Origin of the sequence: Vibrio sp. PBL-C16 (assembly GCF_034321865.1) — a bacterium.
Classification (GTDB): domain Bacteria; phylum Pseudomonadota; class Gammaproteobacteria; order Enterobacterales; family Vibrionaceae; genus Vibrio; species Vibrio alginolyticus.
The window spans coordinates 433,176-453,516 of the sequence record NZ_JAXLNY010000002.1 but is presented as its reverse complement, the minus strand read 5'-3'; the positions used below and the strand labels follow the sequence as shown (position 1 = coordinate 453,516).

Here is a 20,341-nt window from a genome sequence, read left to right as displayed (position 1 = left end):
TTGGGAGCAGGACACTTGTTACATAACACAAGTGTAAGCTAAGTTATTGATAGTTAATGCATCTAGATAAATAACCCACGAAAAGTTGCTTATCTAGATGAATAGCGGAGAAACGTTTCTCCGCTATTAAATGTGTACTCTATCGAATGATTTCAAGCTCTTCTACGTCTTTCCCCAACTTTTCTAATTGAGGACGCAACGATTTAGCATCACCAACGACGATAATTTGATAGTCATTTGGATCAAACCATTTCTGAGCCAGCGCATTCAACGTCTGCTTATCGACTTTTTCTACGATAGCGTTTCTTTGCTGCAAGTAATCATGATCGAGGTTGTACTTAAGAATATCACTGATGAGCTCCGCTTTTTGTGTTGGCGTTTCATATTTCAGTGCATCTTTTTGACCGACCGCTTGACGCATAAATTTCATCTCTTCATCAGTAATACCTGACTGCGAGTATTCATTTAGCTCATTTTCCATCTCAATGATCGAAGCAACCGTTGCATCCGCTCGTACTTGCGCGGTGAAAACCACCGAGCCTGTTTCTGGATTACCAGAGAAATAGCCGTAAGCACCGTATGTGTAACCCTTGTCTTCACGTAGATTTTGGTTAATGCGGCTATTGAAGTTCCCAGCTAAGTTGAAGTTTGCCAGTTGGCTTAGGTAAAAATCGCCCGTTGCGTCGTAAGGCATACCTTGACGAACCATCATGACCACACTTTGCGGCGCTCCTGGTTTATCAACAAGATGGATCTTTTGCTCACCTAATGCAGCAATGCTTTGCGGTGCATACAATGGCGCAGCTTCATCTTGCCAGTTTTTCCAGAACGTCAGTTGCTGCTCAATTTCCTGTTTATTGATGTCACCAACAACGACGATTTGCGCACTTTGTGGCGTGTAATGCTTCGAGTAGAATTCACGGACATCATCCAACGTTAATGCACTGACACCTGCTTGCGTGCCGTCTTTTGGTCGAGCAAAAACCGAATCCCCATAGAGCACCTGGCGACTCGCTTGTGACGCCATCCAACTTGGATTTTGGTGCTCATATACCAGGCCTTCTAGCGCTTGCATTTTTACACGCTCGAAATCATCTTGATTAAATGCAGGAGACAGCAACATCTCTTCGACAATTTTTAACGTCGGCTCTAAGTTCTTTTCTAGAGCAGAAACACTGATGTTTGTTGTATAACCTGTGGCATTAACAGAGATAACACTACCCAGTTTATCAAGCTCAGCTTGAATCTCTTCGACACTGCGTTTCGTTGTACCTTCTTGCAACATCGCAGCGGTCAATTGGGCAAGACCTTCTTTACCCTTTTCAACAAAACGTGTCCCTGCAGGTAGACTAAATTGCATCATCACCGTCGGCGTTTCATCGCTAACTGCACCAAGCAGCTCTGAGCCATTCTTGAAATGTAACTCGTACAGCTCTGGCATCGTCGCTTTCACTGGTTCTCCTACTGGCGGTTGCACTGAGCGATCGAAGTTATCGGTCGCACGACGATACGCCAATTGGTCATCGGAAATCTTCTCATATTCTGGCAACGTACGCTTTGGTGTCACAAAGGTCGCAGGTTTTACGACAAGGTCTGTTTTTCCTTTTGGGACCACGCTTAGGGTCACTTTGTTCTTACCTTGGATAAAGTCCGTATACGCTTTTTCTACCGAAGTCGGCGTAACTGCACGGATTTGTTCAAGCTGTTGCTCAAGACGATCAGGATCGCCGAAAAATGTCTCGTTGGAAGCCAACTGAGTCACTTTACCTTTAACGCTTTCTAGCGCAAAAATAGCATCCGCTTCCGCTTTACCCTTCAACTGCTCAAGGCGATCTTCTGTCACGCCTTTTTCCGCAAACTGATTCAGTGATTGTAAAAGCTCGTCGTACAGTTTTGATAGGTCGCCTTTGTCTCCAGAATCGCCCATTGCGTAAACGTAAAAGTTACACGCCAGTTCAGCACAGTCATGGAATGAACCAGCATCGACCGCTTTTTGAGTCTTCACTAGGTCTTGATAGAGCACGCTGTTGGTACCGCCACCCAATACTTCTGATAACGTGTCGAGAGACGCTTGGCTTTCTTCGCCGTTGTAGGTTGTTGGCCACGCGATCATCACCATAGGTTGTTGAATACGATCTTCTAGAGTGATGTATTTATCTTCTTGCAGTTTTGCAGGTTGTTTCGGCGCATTTTCAACCTCAGGACCACGAGGAATCGAACCGAAGTACTTATTTACCCACTCTAGAGTTTGTTCAACGTCTAAGTCACCACCGATCGTGATAGTCGCATTGTTTGGGCCATACCAACGCAAGAAAAACGCTTTGAGGTCGTTCACATCAACACGATCAAGATCTTCAACATAACCAATGGTTTGCCACGAATACGGATGACCTTCAGGATATAGCGCTTCGGACATGCGCTCCCAAATTAAGCCATAAGGACGATTATCGTAACGCTGAGCTCGCTCATTTTTTACAGTAGAACGTTGAATTTCAAATTTGCGTTGAGAAACCGCATCCAACAAAAAGCCCATACGGTCAGACTCTAACCACAGCATTTTCTCGAGCTGGTTAGCAGGGACAGTTTCAAAGTAGTTAGTACGATCGCGGTTTGTTGTACCATTTAACGTGCCGCCAGCCTCTGTGATGATTCTGAAGTGCTCTTGGTCACCAACGTTCTCTGAACCTTGGAACATCATGTGCTCAAAAAAATGCGCAAAACCAGACTTACCCACTTCTTCACGAGCTGAACCAACATGGTAAGTCACATCCACATGGACCAATGGGTCAGAATCTTCAGGAGCTAAGATCACCGTTAAACCATTATCGAGTTTATACTTTTGGTATGGAATCTTAACTTTGCCTTCTTCAGCTTTCGATGACTCAACGAAAGTTACCCCTTTCGGCAGTGATGAAACTGGCGTATTTGATGCACAGCCCGTGATCACCAACAGTGAACACGCGCCAACCCAAAACATCTTCATGTACTTTCCTTAAAATAATCCGAGATAGATGGCCGCAAGTAAGCTATACCTAGCAGCCTTTCCTAAAAATATTAAAATCACGCAAGGCAGAAACTTCATTCTTAGCCACCCTGCGGCTAAACACAGCGGGTCTCCTATTACAGGTAACCAGCTAAAAAATAATCCCCAATAGCCATACTTAGAGAGCCACTTTAATGCGGTATGACCGTGCTTTTCCTCTTGTGCTTTGTTGGGAATCCACAAGCCAAGCCAATAATTTGTTAAGCCACCAAGCGTATTACCGATAGTAGCGACCATAACAATTGAAGAAACGGAGTATTGATTTAATGAGAGAGTGGCAACTAAGCCCGCTTCAGAACCACCAGGCAACAACGTGGCACTGAGAAAACCGGTCATGAAAAGCACCCATAATGCTGAATCTGAAAACCAAAGCGCTAAACTTTCAAAACTCGTGTTAAATGCTTCTAGCATGTCATATCAAGCAACACCTTGCCTCTGGTTCTTCCTGATTCGACCTGCTGGTGAGCACCAATGACATCACTCATAGGATAAACCTGTTGAATTTCAGTCTTCAGTAAGCCAACGCCGACCATATACAACAAGGTATCTAACTGCGCAGGGTCTGGTTCAACCAACATGCCACTAGCCTCAAAGCCTAGGAGTTTGGCTTTTTCACAAATCAGCTCAGCTGTGATGGTTGGAACGGTGATGACTCTCGCATTGTCTTTCAAGCATTTAAGCGCATCTAACGCAGCATCTCCGCCTACTAAATCAATCAAAACATCAACATCTTCCACACGTTCTGACACTGGTGCAAATTGATAGTTCACTGCATGAGCACCGAGCGTCGCAAGGTAGTCTAGATTTCGTTCACTGCAGGTTGTAAAGACTTCCGCTTTCGTCGCGATCGCAATTTGTACCGCGAGGTGTCCAACACCACCGGCTCCAGCGAGGATAAGTACGCGATCGTTTTCCGTCACATTAGCCTTACTGAGAGCTTGTGCCGCAGTTTGTCCCGCCAACGGTAATGCAGCAGCTGCCTCTAAAGTGACAGAGCTAGGAACATGACTTAACTCAGTTTCTGGAACACATATGTATTGGCTGTAACCACCGCCTCGAACTGGGAAACCAATAAATCCAGCCACCTCATCACCTTCATTAAAACGTGATGCCCCCTCTCCACAAGACATCACTTTTCCTGAGATGTCGTAACCTGGCACCCAAGGTAAATTATCCTTATTCTGCGCTGCCGCCCAACCGAGCCCAGCTCGAGTTTTGACATCAATAGGATTTACGCCTGAAAAAGCGACTTTTACTAAGACTTCACCAGGCTGTGGTGATGGTGTAGAAGCATGTTGAATCGCGAGTACGTTGGCATCACCAAACTCAGTGATAACGATCTGTTTGTGTTCCATAAACCATTCCCTGCAAGAAAACAAAAAGGGATGCGAAAGCATCCCTTTGACTATAAACCATTTTGTTAACCTAAGTTAATCGTGATTTTGTAAATTGGTTGATCATTCCATTTTCAATAATGTCTAACCAACAAGTGCTAACAATATACCAGCCGCAACGGCTGAACCCAGCACACCAGCAACGTTTGGTCCCATCGCATGCATTAACAAAAAGTTTTGCGGGTTAGCTTGTAAACCAACTTTGTTTACGACTCGCGCGGCCATTGGTACCGCAGAAACGCCAGCCGCACCAATAAGTGGGTTGATGTCTTCTTTCGAGAACTTGTTAAGCAGTTTCGCCATCAGGACGCCCGCACCAGTACCGATACTAAATGCAACTGCGCCTAACCCCAAGATACCTAACGTTTCTAGGTTCAAGAACTGCTCAGCTTGCAGCTTAGAACCAACACCAAGACCTAAAAAGATAGTCACTATGTTGATCAATTCATTTTGAGCAGTTTTCGATAAACGATCGACCACACCAGCTTCACGCATCAAGTTACCCAAACAGAACATACCAACCAATGGCGTAGCTGAAGGTAAGAACAGAATCGTCATCAGTAATACAGCAAGCGGGAAGATGACTTTCTCCCATTTACCAACATGACGAAGCTGAGCCATCTTGATTTGACGCTCTTCCTTGGTTGTCAGTGCTTTCATGATTGGTGGCTGGATGATCGGCACCAATGCCATATAGCTGTATGCCGCGACTGCAATCGCACCTAGCAGATCTGGAGAGAGCTTACTCGCTAAGAAAATCGCTGTTGGCCCATCAGCACCACCGATGATCGCGATAGACGATGCATCCGCCATGGAAAACTCCATGCCAGGTACATAGTTGAGTAAAATAGCGCCAAACAGTGTTGCAAAAATACCAAACTGCGCAGCCGCACCTAACCACAACGTTTTTGGGTTTGCGATCAAAGCACCAAAGTCGGTCATCGCGCCCACACCCATGAAGATCAATAGCGGGAACACACCCGATTCAATCCCAATGTAGTAAACGTAGTAGAGCAAGCCACCAGGCTCAGTAAAGCCAGCATTTGGAATATTCGCCAAAATAGCACCGAAACCAATCGGCAATAACAGTAAAGGTTCAAATCCTTTTTTAATTGCCAAAAACAGCAAAGTACAACCAACCAGCATCATACAGATTTGGCCGAACTCGAAGTTAGCGATCCCTGTTTCTGCCCAAAGGGTTAACAATCCGTCCATGATACTCCCTTACGCTAGGCTCAACAGAGGCGCACCTACTGTGACAGCATCGCCTTCTTTAACGTTCAGCTCTTGAACCACACCACCACGCGCCGCTCGTACTTCAGTTTCCATTTTCATCGCTTCAAGGATGAGCAATACATCGCCTTCAGCTACCTCAGCACCAGGCTGAACATTCACTTTGAAGATGTTACCTGCAAGAGGAGCAGGCACCGCTTCAGCTGAAGCATTAGAAGGTGTGCTAGGTGTAGCCGATTTTGCCGGTGCATTAGAAGGAGCAACAGATGTCAGTTCACCTTGAGGGCCAACTTCCACCTCATACACCTGCCCGTCAACACGTACACTATAAGTTTCTACACCACCAGTTGCTGGTTGAGCTGCAGGTACAGCAGGCTTCGCAGCTTCTAGCGTTGGTGCTGGCTCAAATGCTTCTGGGTTTTCACGATTCTTAAGGAACTTAAGCCCAACTTGAGGGAAAAGTGCATAAGTGAGTACGTCATCAACACGCTCACTTGCTAGCTTAATGCCTTCTGATTTCGCTTTCTCCATCAGATCAACCGTAAGCGTCTCCATTTCAGGTTCAAGTAAATCGGCAGGACGACAGCTAATTGGCTCTTTACCATCAAGCACTTTCGCTTGCAGTTCTGCATTTAACTCGGCTGGCGCTTGACCGTACTCACCTTTCAATAGGCCAGCGGTTTCCTTGGTAATACTCTTATAGCGCTCGCCAGTAAGAACGTTAATCACCGCTTGCGTACCGACGATCTGTGAAGTTGGAGTCACCAATGGAATGAAACCAAGATCTTTACGTACACGAGGGATCTCTTCTAATACTTCATCAATGCGATCCGCAGCGCCCTGCTCTTTCAACTGGCCTTCCATATTGGTCAACATACCACCAGGCACTTGGGCAATCAGGATGCGTGAATCGACTCCTTTTAACTGGCCTTCCCACTTCGCATACTTCTTACGTACCTCACGGAAATATGCGGCGATAGGTTCCAGTTGCTCGAGTTTCAAATTGGTATCTCGCTCGGTGCCTTCTAGCATAGCGACTACCGTTTCAGTCGGTGTATGGCCGTAGGTACAACTCATTGAAGAAATCGCAGTATCAAGAATATCAATACCGGCTTCTACTGCTTTTACCGCTGTTGCTGTAGACAGCCCCGTTGTTGCATGACAATGAAGTGCCAATGGCACATCACAAGACGCTTTGATACGCGTGATAAGCTCTTCCGCTTCATAAGGCTTAAGTAAGCCAGACATATCTTTAATACACAGCGAATGACAACCTAAATCCTCTAGGCGTTTTGCCAAGTCAACCCAAGTGTCTGCGTTATGCACTGGGCTCGTTGTGTAAGACAACGTACCTTGAGCATGCGCACCAACATCAACCGTTGCTTTCACGGCTTTCTGGAAGTTTCGCACGTCATTCATTGCATCAAAAATACGGAATACATCCATGCCGTTAGCATGCGCGCGTTCAACAAACTTTTCTACTACGTCGTCGGCATAATGGCGGTATCCTAAAAGGTTTTGACCACGCAGTAGCATTTGCATTGGTGTATTAGGCATCGCTTTTTTTAGTTCACGTAAACGCTCCCAAGGGTCTTCCCCTAAGAATCGAATACAAGAATCAAATGTTGCACCACCCCAAGTCTCTAGAGACCAGTAACCAACCTTATCCAACTCAGCTGCGATAGGCAGCATATCCTCAATACGCATACGCGTAGCAAATAGTGATTGATGGGCATCACGAAGGACCACATCAGTAATAGCTAGTGGTTTAGACATGCTCTTAAACTCCTTTTTAATCCTAGTTCGGCTACTTCGCGAATGAGGCGCGATGTTTATGAATCGCAGCCGAGATCGCCGCCACTACTTGTGGACTAACAGCTGAAGAGGTTGATTGAATATTAGTGTTTGTTTTTGGTGCTGCGATCGGCTCTGGTACTTCTTCTGGTACCAATTTCGACATTAACCGAACGAGATAAACAAGAATAGTGAGGAAAATAAATACGACCGCCATCCCCGTTAGCATCAGGGTGGCCGCATCTACTAGCAGGCTTCCTATATTAGTCATGTTGCTTCCTTTCTTTGTCATCCTGACAACGTGCAGGACTTTAATAGTGTCAAATCCCGACCCATGGATTATCTCGATTGGTTAAATTTTGTCAATTTTGTTTAAGGAAGGTTTGTAGTAATCCTGATAAATGATTATTTATTCACTACCCAGATCACAGTTCATGACAAAATAATCACTTCAAATCGCTATCACCTTACGAACAGAGTAAAGGAGGACATAAATAAAAACTGCGATTTAGATTTCAAAATCAAATCGGGACTCACGCAGTAAAAACCAACAAAAACAAAAAGATGAACAAGATTAACAATAAATAAACAAATAACAAACAAAGTGACTACATGAGAGTGATTGAAATGAAAAATGGAAGTCAGTGTATAGGAGGGATAATCAGGATGATTTCACACGATGCGACAGAAGCTTGATAGCAAATTGCTTAGATACGCACATATTCGCTTTTAAAAAAGAGGAACATAGGCTCTAGTGATCCTACGCCATATTTCAGATGTCTAGATACAAAAAAGCCTCGCAATTGCGAGGCTTTTTCAATGAGTGGCGCGTCCTGGAGGATTCGAACCTCCGACCGCCTGGTTCGTAGCCAGGTACTCTATCCAGCTGAGCTAAGGACGCGCAAGTTTTCGATATCGACTTTCATCAATATCAGGGCATTACCCTTTAATAAGTGGCGCGTCCTGGAGGATTCGAACCTCCGACCGCCTGGTTCGTAGCCAGGTACTCTATCCAGCTGAGCTAAGGACGCGCAGTTTTCGATATCGGCTTTCGTCAACATCAGGGCATTACCCTTTAATAAGTGGCGCGTCCTGGAGGATTCGAACCTCCGACCGCCTGGTTCGTAGCCAGGTACTCTATCCAGCTGAGCTAAGGACGCGCAAGTTTTCGATATCGACTTTCGTCAACATCAGGGCATTACCCTTTAATAAGTGGCGCGTCCTGGAGGATTCGAACCTCCGACCGCCTGGTTCGTAGCCAGGTACTCTATCCAGCTGAGCTAAGGACGCGCAAGTTTTCGATATCGACTTTCGTCAACATCAGGGCATTACCCTTTAATAAGTGGCGCGTCCTGGAGGATTCGAACCTCCGACCGCCTGGTTCGTAGCCAGGTACTCTATCCAGCTGAGCTAAGGACGCGCAATTTTCGACATCGACTTTCGTCAACATCAGGGCATTACCCTTTAATAAGTGGCGCGTCCTGGAGGATTCGAACCTCCGACCGCCTGGTTCGTAGCCAGGTACTCTATCCAGCTGAGCTAAGGACGCGCAATAATCTTATTTTACTTTGTATAACCCGTTTATCAAACGAATTATTAAATAGTGGCGCGTCCTGGAGGATTCGAACCTCCGACCGCCTGGTTCGTAGCCAGGTACTCTATCCAGCTGAGCTAAGGACGCGCAGATCTTCTTGCTAAGAAGTTGTGAAGTAAATCACATTCATTTCTTACGAAACAAAAAAAAGGCCATCGGGCCAGTCAATGAATGGCGGTGAAGGAGGGATTCGAACCCTCGATACGGGATAAACCGTATACTCCCTTAGCAGGGGAGCGCCTTCAGCCTCTCGGCCACCTCACCGTTTTCATTGTTATATCTCAAAAGAGATATGGCGCGTCCTGGAGGATTCGAACCTCCGACCGCCTGGTTCGTAGCCAGGTACTCTATCCAGCTGAGCTAAGGACGCACTTTTTGTTGATAAATCAACGTTGCAAGAATGGCGGTGAAGGAGGGATTCGAACCCTCGATACGGGATAAACCGTATACTCCCTTAGCAGGGGAGCGCCTTCAGCCTCTCGGCCACCTCACCGTCTTGCGGAGGCACATATTACGTTTTACCGAAAATATGTCAAACACTTTCTTTGAAAAAATCTACGAAACTGGCTTAACCGTTGCTGATTTAATCAAAGTGACTATTAAACGAACTTTATCACTCTATTATGATGAAAAAAAGAGAGTCTTCTCTGAAAAAAAGACATTTATTTTCAAATAACTTTCTGAAGTTCGAATCAACATTATTGATGAATTCACAGCCATACTCAACACAATAGTTTCTGCAAATTTTCAAAAACAGTAAAAACTAAAAAGGCCAACCCTTCGGTTAGCCTTTTTCATTCAAACTAAGCTCTGTAAACAGGAGCGACTTAGTAGTTACCTGAAGCAACGTTGCCATTGCCTTTTTCAGCTTGAATGCGCATGTAGATTTCTTCACGGTGAACTGAAACCTCTTTCGGAGCGTTAACGCCGATACGCACTTGGTTACCTTTAACACCTAGTACAGTTACAGTCACTTCATCACCAATCATCAGTGTTTCGCCTACGCGGCGAGTCAAAATTAGCATTCTTTGCTCCTTGAGTAATCTCTAAATTTTCTTGCTACAAAGCTATTATCCAACAAAAGTTATATTTTCGTAAACTACCTTGTTAGCGAAAATCAGCCTAAAAAGGCATGTTTTTGTTGAATGTTTAATGCTTCACTAGACGTAATGTAAGCATCATGCAGAATGTTTGCTGCTGTATCCACACATTCGGGTGCTAAAACTAGCATCATAGTGAGTGCATTCGTTGCGCTGAAATTGATCTCAATATCTCGCTTTGCCAACAAATCGCATGCGTGCTCTACCATTCCATTGGCCTCAAGCCCCACTGCGGTCAACAGGCTTACCACTTCACTATTACGGATTTTGTCGCTGAACACCAGATCGAACTTGGCACATGCATCTTGTTTTATCATGATACCTGCCCGTTCTGTTTCCTCGATCACATTCCAAATGTCGATACCCAACATCTGACATTGTTTTGTAGCACTAGATAAATGTTCTTTATCGACTTCGATTATGGCAAGGTCACGTTGAATGGCTATACCAGAGACGGCTTGATTGCCTAACTCCCCCTTTACCAGACTGCCTTCATTAACATCAAATGTCGAAAGCACGCGCAGTGGCACATTATTCTTCCATGCAAATTGCACTGAAGGTAAATGTAATACTTTCGCGCCTCGGCTTGCCATCGCTTCCATGGAAGGAAAATCGATAACCGCCAATTTTCGCGCGTTTTTCACTACACGTGGGTCACAAGTATAAATACCATCAACGTCGGTAAAGATTTGACACTCATCAGCGCGCAATGCGCCTGCCAGTGCCACTGCGCTCGTATCTGAGCCACCTCGACCTAATGTGGTGATATCCCCGTTCTCATTCACACCTTGAAAGCCTGCAACAATCACGATTTGGTCTTGCTCAAGCAATCCCAGAATTGTCTTAGTATCAATGTGTTTAATCGTTGCGTCATTGTGTTGATTATCCGTCACAATATTCGCCTGTGCTCCGGTAAGCGAGCGTGCAGCATGACCCAATTTATTGAGTGTCATTGCTAACAGTGCCATTGACACTTGCTCACCAGCAGAGAGCAAAACATCAAGTTCTCGAGCTGTAGGCACGCTATCTATCTGTTTAGCGAGGTCCATCAGTCTGTTTGTTTCGCCTGACATTGCAGACACGACAACAACAACTTGATTGCCATCATTTTTCGCCTTAATGATGTGTTCAGCAACTTGGTGGATTCTTTCAATTGAACCCACTGAGGTTCCGCCAAACTTTTGCACGATAAGGGGCTTTTTCACCAGTCTTCACCTTCCCAAGACCGAAGTCTCTTTAGAACTGCTTACATCGTCAGTATTTCCTATTAGAAAAATTATATAAGCAGTAGTTACAACAAAAACCAAATAGCCTAAATGACTCGGTTAACTTTTGGTCAATTAAACCACTTGGCTGCTAAAAAAAATTACGCTCAATCAAAGAAACTTGATTGAGCGTAATTTTAGTAGTTAAAAGCTTATAAGCGCTCTTCTAACCAAGGCTGAACTGTTTTAATTGCCTCTGGTAGTGCGGCTACATCAGTACCACCAGCTTGAGCCATGTCAGGACGACCACCGCCCTTACCACCGACTTGCTCAGCAATCATCTTAACTAGATCACCAGCTTTTACTTTACCAGTTAGATCTTTAGTCACACCAGCAATCAGGCCAACCTTGTCACCTGTTACGTTGGCAAGCAGTACGACACCAGACCCCATTTGGTTCTTGATGTCATCAACCATAGTACGTAGGTTCTTGCTGTCAGCGCCTTCAAGAGCTGCGACTAGAACTTTTGTACCATTGACTTCAACCGCTTTGCCCATGATGTTAGCGCTTTCTGCTGCCGCCATCTTATCTTTTAGCTTCTGCACTTCTTTCTCTAGCGCTTTTGCTTTCTGTGCAGATTCTGCCAGTTTCTCTTCATACTTCGCGTTTTGAGCTTCAATCGCGTCTAATGCAGCCTCGCCTGTTACCGCCTCAATACGTCGAATACCTGCAGCAATGCCGCTTTCTGAAGTGATTTTGAATAGGCCAATATCACCTGTGCTTGATGCGTGAATACCACCGCAAAGCTCTGTCGAGAAGTCACCCATAGACAGTACGCGTACTTCGTCATCGTACTTCTCGCCGAATAGAGCCATTGCGCCTTTCTTCTTAGCTGACTCAATGTCCATCACGTTGGTTTCAATCGTGTGGTTGCGACGAATTTGCGCGTTAACTAGACGCTCAACTTCTTTCAGTTCTGCTGCAGTTACGGCTTCTAGATGCGAGAAGTCGAAACGTAGGTTGTCTGCCTTCACCAATGAGCCTTTCTGCGTTACGTGCTCACCTAAAACTTGGCGTAGTGCTGCGTGTAGCAAGTGCGTTGCTGAGTGGTTTAGAGAGATAGCTGCGCGACGCTCTGCGTCAACGATAGTTGCTACTTCATCACCTTTCGCTAGAACGCCTTCTGCCATTACACCGTGGTGCGCGATTGCGTTACCTAGTTTTTGAGTGTCCTCAACGTGGAATACACCAGACTCAGTACGGATTTCACCAGCGTCACCACACTGACCGCCTGACTCTGCGTAGAATGGCGTTTCACCAAGTACGATGATTGCTTTGTCGCCCGCAGATAGTGAATCTACTTCGTTGCCTTCAACGAACATCGCAGCTACAGAGCTAGAGCCTTTAGTACCTGTGTAACCACAGAATTCTGTTTGCGTATCAACTTTGATTGCTGCGTTGTAGTCAGTACCAAAGTTACCCGCTTCACGCGCACGTTGACGCTGCTCTTCCATCGCTTTCTCGAAACCTTCTTCGTCGATTGCGAATTCACGCTCACGTGCTACGTCGTTAGTTAAGTCAGCTGGGAAGCCGTAAGTATCGTAAAGTTTAAATACGGTTTCGCCGTCTAGTACTTTACCGTCTAGGTTATCTAGTGCTTCGTTTAGAATCGCCATACCGCGCTCAAGTGTACGACCGAAGTTTTCTTCTTCGATACGCAGTACTTTTTCAACCACAGCTTGTTGACGCTTCAGCTCTTCACCAGCCGTACCCATGATTTCCGCTAGTACACCAACCAGTTTGTGGAAGAATGCACCTTGTGCGCCCAGCTTGTTACCGTGACGAACTGCGCGACGGATAATACGACGTAGAACGTAACCGCGGCCTTCGTTTGAAGGCATAACGCCATCCACGATCAGGAATGAACATGAACGGATGTGGTCAGCGATAACACGTAGTGATTGGTTTGATAGGTCTTCGTAACCGATAACTTCTGCTGCTGCTTTGATAAGAGCTTGGAATACATCGATTTCGTAGTTTGAGTGAACGCCCTGCATGATTGCAGAGATACGCTCGATACCCATACCAGTATCTACCGATGGTTTTGGTAGCGGTTCCATAGTGCCGTCTGCGTGACGGTTGAACTGCATGAATACGTTGTTCCAGATCTCGATGAAACGGTCACCATCTTCTTCAGGCGTGCCAGGACGGCCACCCCAGATGTGCTCACCGTGATCGTAGAAGATTTCAGTACATGGACCACAAGGGCCAGTGTCGCCCATTTGCCAGAAGTTATCAGACTCATACGGCTTGCCGCCTTCTTTATCACCAATGCGAACAATACGATCAGCGGGCACGCCAACTTTCTTGTTCCAGATGTCAAACGCTTCGTCATCGGTTTCGTAAACAGTTACCAATAAACGATCCGCTGGCAGTTTAAGAACTTCGGTTAGGAATTCCCAAGCAAAGGAGATCGCATCTTCTTTGAAGTAATCGCCAAAGCTGAAGTTGCCTAACATTTCAAAGAATGTGTGGTGACGAGCAGTAAAGCCAACATTTTCTAGGTCGTTATGTTTACCACCAGCACGTACGCAACGCTGAGCCGTAGTCGCTCGAGTGTAGGCTCGTTTTTCTAAGCCTAAGAAACAATCTTTAAATTGGTTCATACCTGCGTTTGTGAACAGCAGGGTTGGGTCGTTATGTGGAACTAACGATGAACTTTCTACGATTTGGTGTCCTTTGCTCTCAAAGAACTTGAGGAACGCGTTACGAACCTCATCAGTGCTCATGTACATGCAGCTCTTCCTGAAAATAGTCGAGTTAGAATTTTGCCGTATTGTAGATCATGCAAACAGCTGAGACTAGTTTTCTTGAGGAAAAGAGGGAGTAGGAGAAAAAATTTGAAGCAAAACAAAAATCAGTGCGGACGACTGACCGTTAATCTTCGTCCTCAAAGTTCAGCGCGTAGCTGATTTGGTCAAAACTGTAGCCACGATATTGCAGAAATCGCACCTGTTTAGCGTACTCTTTCTGGTCTTTGGCTTTAATACCTTTGAATTTCTTTTCTGCCGCCTGTTTAGCCAGTTCAAACCAATCTTGCGGCTCTTCAGCCATAGCTTGCTCAATCACCGATTCCGCAACACGCTTCTGGTTTAACTCTTGACGAATTCGACGCTCTCCATGTCCTTTGTATACATGCTGTCTAATTTGACTCTTCGCGTAACGTAAATCATCTAGATAATTATGGTCTAGGCAAAAATTAATTGCGATGTCGATGTCTGATTCTTCATAGCCCTTCATCGATAATTTTTGGTAAAGCTCATACTGACCATGATCGCGACGGCTAAGCAATTGGATAGCTGCCTCTTTGCTCGATAATGTTGGCGCCTGGCGTTTTTGGTACATGATGATCCTAAAAGTATTTTTGCTGTACAGGCTCTCAATGGCCTTTGTGATAATTCGATTTTTGATTTCAATAGATACAACAAAGCCCCGCATTGCAGGGCTTTGTCATTTATTAATCTATGAGAGATTAAAACTCTTCAGCTTGCTCTGGCGCTTCACCAGCTTCAGGCGCTTCCGCAAGTGCTGACGCTAGCAACATTTCACGCAGTTTTGTATCGATAGTTTTAGCCACTTCAGGGTGCTCACGCAGGTAGTTACACGCATTCGCTTTACCTTGACCAATCTTATCGCCATTGTAGCTATACCAAGCACCGGCTTTTTCAACTAACTTGTGCTTCACACCTAGATCGACAAGTTCACCTTCGCGGTTAAAGCCTTGGCCGTACATGATTTGTGTGTTTGCTTCTTTAAATGGTGCTGCAATCTTATTCTTAACAACTTTGATGCGCGTTTCGTTACCTACGACTTCGTCACCTTCTTTGATTGCGCCAGTACGACGGATATCTAGACGAACAGAAGCGTAGAACTTAAGTGCGTTACCACCTGTTGTTGTTTCTGGGTTACCAAACATCACACCAATCTTCATACGGATTTGGTTGATGAAGATACACATACAGTTAGACTGCTTTAGGTTACCCGTTAGCTTACGCATTGCTTGAGAAAGCATACGTGCTTGCAGACCCATGTGGCTATCGCCCATTTCGCCTTCGATTTCTGCTTTCGGTGTTAGTGCTGCGACAGAGTCGACAACCATAACATCGATAGCACCAGAACGTGCAAGTGCGTCACAGATCTCTAGCGCTTGCTCACCTGTGTCTGGCTGAGAAACTAGCAATGCATCGATATCAACGCCAAGTTTCTTCGCGTATACAGGATCTAGAGCGTGCTCTGCATCGATAAACGCACACGTTTTGCCTTCACGTTGTGCAGCAGCAATAAGCTCAAGGGTTAGCGTTGTTTTACCTGAAGATTCTGGACCGTAGATTTCTACGATACGACCCATTGGTAGACCACCAGCACCCAAAGCGATATCAAGAGAAAGAGAACCCGTTGAGATGGTTTCTACGTCCATTGCGCGGTTATCACCAAGGCGCATGATAGAGCCTTTACCGAATTGCTTTTCAATTTGACCTAGCGCAGCGGCGAGCGCTTTCTGTTTGTTCTCGTCCATTACTTTCTCCGATTTATTCATCTTCTTTGGGCGACGAATAGTAATTCATTTTTCTTAAGCAGAAGAACTGCTCAGCAATGAAAGTTATTATACTGTTGATTCATACAGTGTCCATACCTGTATGAAAAAAATTTGGCTGACCTAAAGTCATGATTTGCTCTAGCCCTTATCAATGCTGGGCTAAAACAATTTAAGAAATTCTAGAGTAGATGTTGATACAATTGAGTCAGCGCATGCTCGACCGCTTTTTTGCGAACTTCTGCACGGTCACCAGTAAAATGCATGGTTTCGACTTGCTGCCAACTTTGGTTATCAGCAAAAGCAAAGCAGACCATGCCGACTGGTTTCTCTTCACTGCCACCACCCGGCCCTGCAATACCACTGATGGACACACCGATGGTCGCATTGGAGTTTTTAATTGCACCCTGTACCATTTCAATCACAACTGGCTCACTCACTGCACCATGCGCTTCTAACGTTGAAGCTTGCACACCAAGCATCTCCATTTTCGCTTCATTACTGTAGGTGACAAACGCACGGTCAAGCCACGCTGAACTACCAGCAATGTCAGTAATGGCGGTTGCAACACCACCACCTGTGCATGATTCTGCGGTCGTTAAAAGATGCCCGTGTTTAGCCAATAATGCGCCTAAATCGGCACTCAATTTTGTTGTTTTTTCCATAGCCAAAATGCCCTTTGTCTCTTTTTACTTGATAGGGATTCACGTATCCTAAGCCGCTACGGAAATAAACAAAAGAACTTACCTGTGAAAGCTGAACAAAAACACACTCCGATGATGCAGCAATACCTCAAGCTAAAAGCTGAGAACCCAGAGATTTTGCTGTTCTACCGCATGGGCGATTTCTACGAACTCTTTTACGATGATGCCAAGCGAGCTTCTCAGCTTCTTGATATTTCATTGACCAAACGTGGTGCGTCTGCAGGTGAACCTATCCCAATGGCGGGTGTGCCATTTCACGCCGTAGAGGGCTACCTGGCAAAACTTGTTCAGCTTGGTGAGTCTGTGGCGATCTGTGAACAGATTGGCGATCCGGCCACCAGCAAGGGCCCAGTAGAACGTAAAGTTGTGCGTATCGTGACACCAGGTACAGTGACGGATGAGGCGCTGCTTTCTGAGCGTGTCGATAACTTAATCGCAGCAATTTACCATCACAACGGTAAGTTCGGTTATGCGACGCTGGATGTCACCTCTGGTCGCTTCCAACTGACAGAACCAGAAACTGAAGAAGCGATGACAGCCGAGCTTCAACGTACCGCACCACGTGAGCTACTGTTCCCAGAAGATTTTGAACCTGTACATTTAATGGCGAGCCGCAATGGTAACCGTCGTCGCCCAGTCTGGGAGTTTGAGCTTGATACGGCTAAGCAACAACTCAATCAACAATTTGGCACAAAAGATCTGGTTGGTTTTGGTGTAGAACATGCGTCCTTAGGGCTGTGTGCTGCTGGTTGTTTGATCCAGTACGTAAAAGATACTCAACGTACGGCTTTACCTCATATTCGCTCTTTAACGTTTGATCATCAGGATCAATCCGTCATCCTTGATGCTGCTACCCGACGTAATCTGGAAATTACTCAAAATCTAGCAGGCGGAACCGATAACACGCTCGCTGCAGTACTCGACCATTGTGCAACACCGATGGGCAGCCGAATGCTGAAGCGTTGGTTGCATCAGCCTATGCGTTGCATTGAAACGTTAAACAATCGTCTTGATGCGATTGGTGAGATTAAAGAACAAGCTCTGTTTGCCGATCTTCAACCAACGTTAAAGCAAATTGGTGATATTGAACGTATCTTAGCGCGCCTTGCATTACGCTCTGCTCGCCCTCGCGATATGGCTAGACTTCGCAATGCCATGCAACAGCTACCAGAGCTAGAATCTGTCACCGCTTCTTTGACCCATCCGTACCTAACGAAATTGGCGAAGTATGCAGCTCCGATTGACGAAGTATGTGACCTGTTAGAACGCGCGATTAAAGAAAATCCGCCGGTTGTTATTCGTGATGGTGGCGTCATCGCTGAAGGCTACAATGCGGAGCTCGATGAATGGCGAAAATTGGCAGACGGTGCAACAGAATATCTTGAGCAGCTTGAGCGAGATGAGCGTGAACGACACGGTATCGATACGCTTAAAGTAGGCTATAACAACGTTCATGGCTTCTTTATCCAAGTGAGCCGTGGCCAGAGCCATTTGGTTCCACCGCATTATGTACGTCGCCAAACACTCAAAAACGCTGAACGCTACATCATCCCAGAGCTTAAGGAACACGAAGACAAAGTACTTAACTCGAAATCTAAAGCGTTAGCACTTGAGAAACAGTTGTGGGAAGAACTGTTTGATCTATTGATGCCAAACCTTGAGAAGCTGCAAAACCTAGCTTCTGCTCTGTCTCAACTGGATGTATTACAAAACCTAGCAGAGCGTGCAGATTCGTTAGATTACTGCCGCCCAACGCTTGTGAAAGACGCAGGAATTCACATTCAAGCTGGCCGTCATCCAGTCGTAGAACAAGTAACAACAGAGCCGTTCATCGCGAACCCAATTGAGCTTAACACAGCCCGTAAGATGTTGATCATCACCGGTCCAAACATGGGTGGTAAATCAACCTACATGCGTCAAACTGCGCTGATTGCATTGATGGCACATATCGGCTCTTATGTACCGGCAGAATCCGCACATATTGGTTCTTTAGATCGTATATTTACTCGTATTGGTGCATCAGATGATCTTGCATCTGGCCGCTCGACCTTCATGGTAGAAATGACCGAAACAGCCAATATTCTTCACAACGCAACTAAGAACAGTTTGGTGCTAATGGATGAAATCGGACGCGGTACTAGCACTTACGACGGTCTGTCTTTAGCTTGGGCAAGTGCGGAATGGCTCGCAACACAAATTGGTGCGATGACCCTATTTGCAACTCACTACTTCGAATTAACAGAGTTACCGAACCAACTGCCAAACTTAGCGAACGTTCACTTGGATGCCGTAGAGCATGGAGACAGCATTGCCTTTATGCACGCAGTTCAAGAAGGTGCGGCAAGTAAGTCTTACGGCTTGGCTGTTGCGGGCTTAGCAGGCGTACCAAAAACGGTCATCAAAAATGCGCGTAACAAGCTATCTCAGCTAGAGCAACTGGGGCAAAACAGTGACACACCACGTCCAAGTGCAGTAGATGTGGCCAACCAGTTGAGCCTGATTCCAGAGCCTAGCGAGGTCGAACAAGCTCTGTCAGGTATTGATCCTGACGACTTAACGCCACGCCAAGCTCTTGAAGAGCTGTATCGCTTGAAGAAGATGCTGTAAACAGACTCACACCGACGAGCAAAAAAGAAAAAAGGCTATGGGGAACCATAGCCTTTTGTGTATCTAGTGAAATACGGATTACTTAATCGTCTTCTACGTTAAACAAGTTTTCCATATTCAAACCTTGTTTGATTAGGACTTCACGAAGACGACGTAAACCTTCCACTTGTATTTGACGTACTCGCTCACGTGTCAGACCAATCTCTCGACCAACTTCTTCCAGCGTCGAAGGCTCGTAGCCTAGTAGGCCGAAGCGACGTGCAAGTACTTCTTTCTGTTTCGGATTCAACTCTTCTAACCAATGAATCAACGATGATTTGATGTCGTCATCTTGAGTCGAAACTTCTGGATCAGAGTTGTTTGCATCAGGAATAATATCCAGCAGCGCTTTCTCACCGTCACCACCGATTGGCGTGTCGACAGAGCTAATACGCTCATTAAGGCGTAGCATTTTGCTTACGTCTTCGACTGGAATATCTAATTGAGCAGCAATTTCTTCTGCGGTCGGTTCGTGATCGAGCTTTTGAGAAAGTTCACGCGCAGTACGCAGATAAATGTTCAGCTCTTTCACTACATGGATAGGTAGACGGATCGTGCGAGTTTGGTTCATCAACGCTCGCTCTATCGTTTGTCTGATCCACCATGTTGCGTAAGTAGAGAAACGGAAACCACGTTCTGGGTCGAATTTTTCGACCGCTCGGATCAAGCCGAGGTTACCTTCTTCAATCAGATCGAGTAGTGCTAGACCACGGTTACTGTATCGACGAGAAATCTTAACAACCAAACGTAGGTTACTTTCGATCATACGTTTGCGTGCCGCTTCGTCGCCACGTAGGGCGCGTCTTGCGTAAAGCACTTCTTCTTCGGCAGTAAGTAAAGGTGAGAAGCCAATTTCGCCCAAATACAACTGAGTTGCATCTAAGCTTTTACTGCTCGCGTCAAATTCTTCACGCGCAGTCGCTTTGCTTTCTGTGGATGATGATCTTTCGAGTTCGTTATCAATAGTCTTCACTGACGCATTATCAAATGCAAACTCTTCAACTTTGGTTACTGTGTTGCTGATACTCATAACG

General features: G+C 45.7%; 14 protein-coding genes and 10 tRNA genes. 1 reads left to right on the top strand and 23 read right to left on the bottom strand.

Annotation, left to right across the window (positions count from 1 at the left end; genetic code table 11):
• Window positions 1-139 precede the first annotated feature (139 nt).
• The 22 genes from UQW94_RS10425 to pncC form a co-directional block, all read right to left on the bottom strand.
• On the bottom strand, window positions 140-2,983 hold the full coding sequence (locus UQW94_RS10425) for a M16 family metallopeptidase (RefSeq protein WP_017820389.1): 2,844 nt from the start codon (window positions 2,981-2,983) through the stop codon (window positions 140-142).
• A 9-nt stretch (window positions 2,984-2,992) separates the two neighbouring features.
• A complete protein-coding gene (locus UQW94_RS10420; protein ID WP_005379938.1) occupies window positions 2,993-3,454 on the bottom strand; it encodes a YqaA family protein in 462 nt (153 codons plus the stop codon).
• On the bottom strand, window positions 3,448-4,398 hold the full coding sequence (locus UQW94_RS10415) for an NADP-dependent oxidoreductase (protein ID WP_005385434.1): 951 nt from the start codon (window positions 4,396-4,398) through the stop codon (window positions 3,448-3,450). Before UQW94_RS10415 ends, UQW94_RS10420 begins: the two co-directional genes overlap by 7 nt.
• 123 nt (window positions 4,399-4,521) lie before the next feature.
• Complete coding sequence (locus tag UQW94_RS10410) at window positions 4,522-5,652, bottom strand: sodium ion-translocating decarboxylase subunit beta (protein ID WP_005379935.1); 1,131 nt, start codon at window positions 5,650-5,652, stop codon at window positions 4,522-4,524.
• Between the two features lie 9 nt (window positions 5,653-5,661).
• Window positions 5,662-7,446 (bottom strand): sodium-extruding oxaloacetate decarboxylase subunit alpha, encoded by a 1,785-nt coding sequence (gene oadA, locus UQW94_RS10405; RefSeq protein ID WP_104979686.1) that lies wholly within the window; start codon window positions 7,444-7,446, stop codon window positions 5,662-5,664.
• Window positions 7,447-7,477: 31 nt separating this feature from the next.
• Window positions 7,478-7,735, bottom strand: coding sequence for an oxaloacetate decarboxylase subunit gamma (locus UQW94_RS10400; protein WP_005379932.1), 258 nt, complete (start codon window positions 7,733-7,735; stop codon window positions 7,478-7,480).
• A 553-nt stretch (window positions 7,736-8,288) separates the two neighbouring features.
• A tRNA-Arg gene (locus UQW94_RS10395) sits at window positions 8,289-8,365 on the bottom strand.
• A 53-nt stretch (window positions 8,366-8,418) separates the two neighbouring features.
• Window positions 8,419-8,495, bottom strand: a tRNA-Arg gene (locus tag UQW94_RS10390).
• A gap of 52 nt (window positions 8,496-8,547) precedes the next feature.
• Window positions 8,548-8,624 (bottom strand) — tRNA-Arg (locus tag UQW94_RS10385).
• 53 nt (window positions 8,625-8,677) lie between these two features.
• Window positions 8,678-8,754 (bottom strand) — tRNA-Arg (locus tag UQW94_RS10380).
• A gap of 53 nt (window positions 8,755-8,807) precedes the next feature.
• Window positions 8,808-8,884 (bottom strand) — tRNA-Arg (locus UQW94_RS10375).
• A gap of 52 nt (window positions 8,885-8,936) precedes the next feature.
• Window positions 8,937-9,013, bottom strand: a tRNA-Arg gene (locus tag UQW94_RS10370).
• Between the two features lie 55 nt (window positions 9,014-9,068).
• Window positions 9,069-9,145, bottom strand: a tRNA-Arg gene (locus tag UQW94_RS10365).
• A gap of 85 nt (window positions 9,146-9,230) precedes the next feature.
• Window positions 9,231-9,322: transfer RNA gene (locus UQW94_RS10360), tRNA-Ser, on the bottom strand.
• Window positions 9,323-9,351: 29 nt separating this feature from the next.
• Window positions 9,352-9,428, bottom strand: a tRNA-Arg gene (locus tag UQW94_RS10355).
• Window positions 9,429-9,459: 31 nt separating this feature from the next.
• Window positions 9,460-9,551 (bottom strand) — tRNA-Ser (locus tag UQW94_RS10350).
• A 334-nt stretch (window positions 9,552-9,885) separates the two neighbouring features.
• A complete protein-coding gene (gene csrA, locus UQW94_RS10345; protein ID WP_004415691.1) occupies window positions 9,886-10,083 on the bottom strand; it encodes a carbon storage regulator CsrA in 198 nt (65 codons plus the stop codon).
• A gap of 92 nt (window positions 10,084-10,175) precedes the next feature.
• Window positions 10,176-11,363, bottom strand: coding sequence for an aspartate kinase (locus tag UQW94_RS10340; protein ID WP_005383803.1), 1,188 nt, complete (start codon window positions 11,361-11,363; stop codon window positions 10,176-10,178).
• Window positions 11,364-11,575: 212 nt separating this feature from the next.
• Window positions 11,576-14,158: an alanine--tRNA ligase gene (alaS, locus tag UQW94_RS10335; RefSeq protein ID WP_171344530.1), complete on the bottom strand. Its 2,583-nt coding sequence runs from the start codon at window positions 14,156-14,158 to the stop codon at window positions 11,576-11,578.
• 142 nt (window positions 14,159-14,300) lie between these two features.
• Entirely contained in the window at window positions 14,301-14,768 is a 468-nt protein-coding gene (recX, locus tag UQW94_RS10330) for a recombination regulator RecX (RefSeq protein ID WP_005383799.1), read from the bottom strand.
• A 127-nt stretch (window positions 14,769-14,895) separates the two neighbouring features.
• A complete protein-coding gene (gene recA / locus UQW94_RS10325) occupies window positions 14,896-15,939 on the bottom strand; it encodes a recombinase RecA (RefSeq protein WP_322142225.1) in 1,044 nt (347 codons plus the stop codon).
• A 200-nt stretch (window positions 15,940-16,139) separates the two neighbouring features.
• On the bottom strand, window positions 16,140-16,622 hold the full coding sequence (gene pncC / locus UQW94_RS10320) for a nicotinamide-nucleotide amidase (protein WP_017633544.1): 483 nt from the start codon (window positions 16,620-16,622) through the stop codon (window positions 16,140-16,142).
• 84 nt (window positions 16,623-16,706) lie between these two features.
• On the opposite strand from pncC, the gene mutS reads away from it, so the two are divergent.
• A complete protein-coding gene (mutS, locus tag UQW94_RS10315) occupies window positions 16,707-19,268 on the top strand; it encodes a DNA mismatch repair protein MutS (protein ID WP_322142224.1) in 2,562 nt (853 codons plus the stop codon).
• Window positions 19,269-19,350: 82 nt separating this feature from the next.
• Here mutS and rpoS read toward each other — a convergent pair whose 3' ends face one another.
• Window positions 19,351-20,337, bottom strand: a complete 987-nt coding sequence (gene rpoS / locus UQW94_RS10310) for an RNA polymerase sigma factor RpoS (protein ID WP_005380887.1) — start codon at window positions 20,335-20,337, stop codon at window positions 19,351-19,353.
• Window positions 20,338-20,341 lie beyond the last annotated feature (4 nt).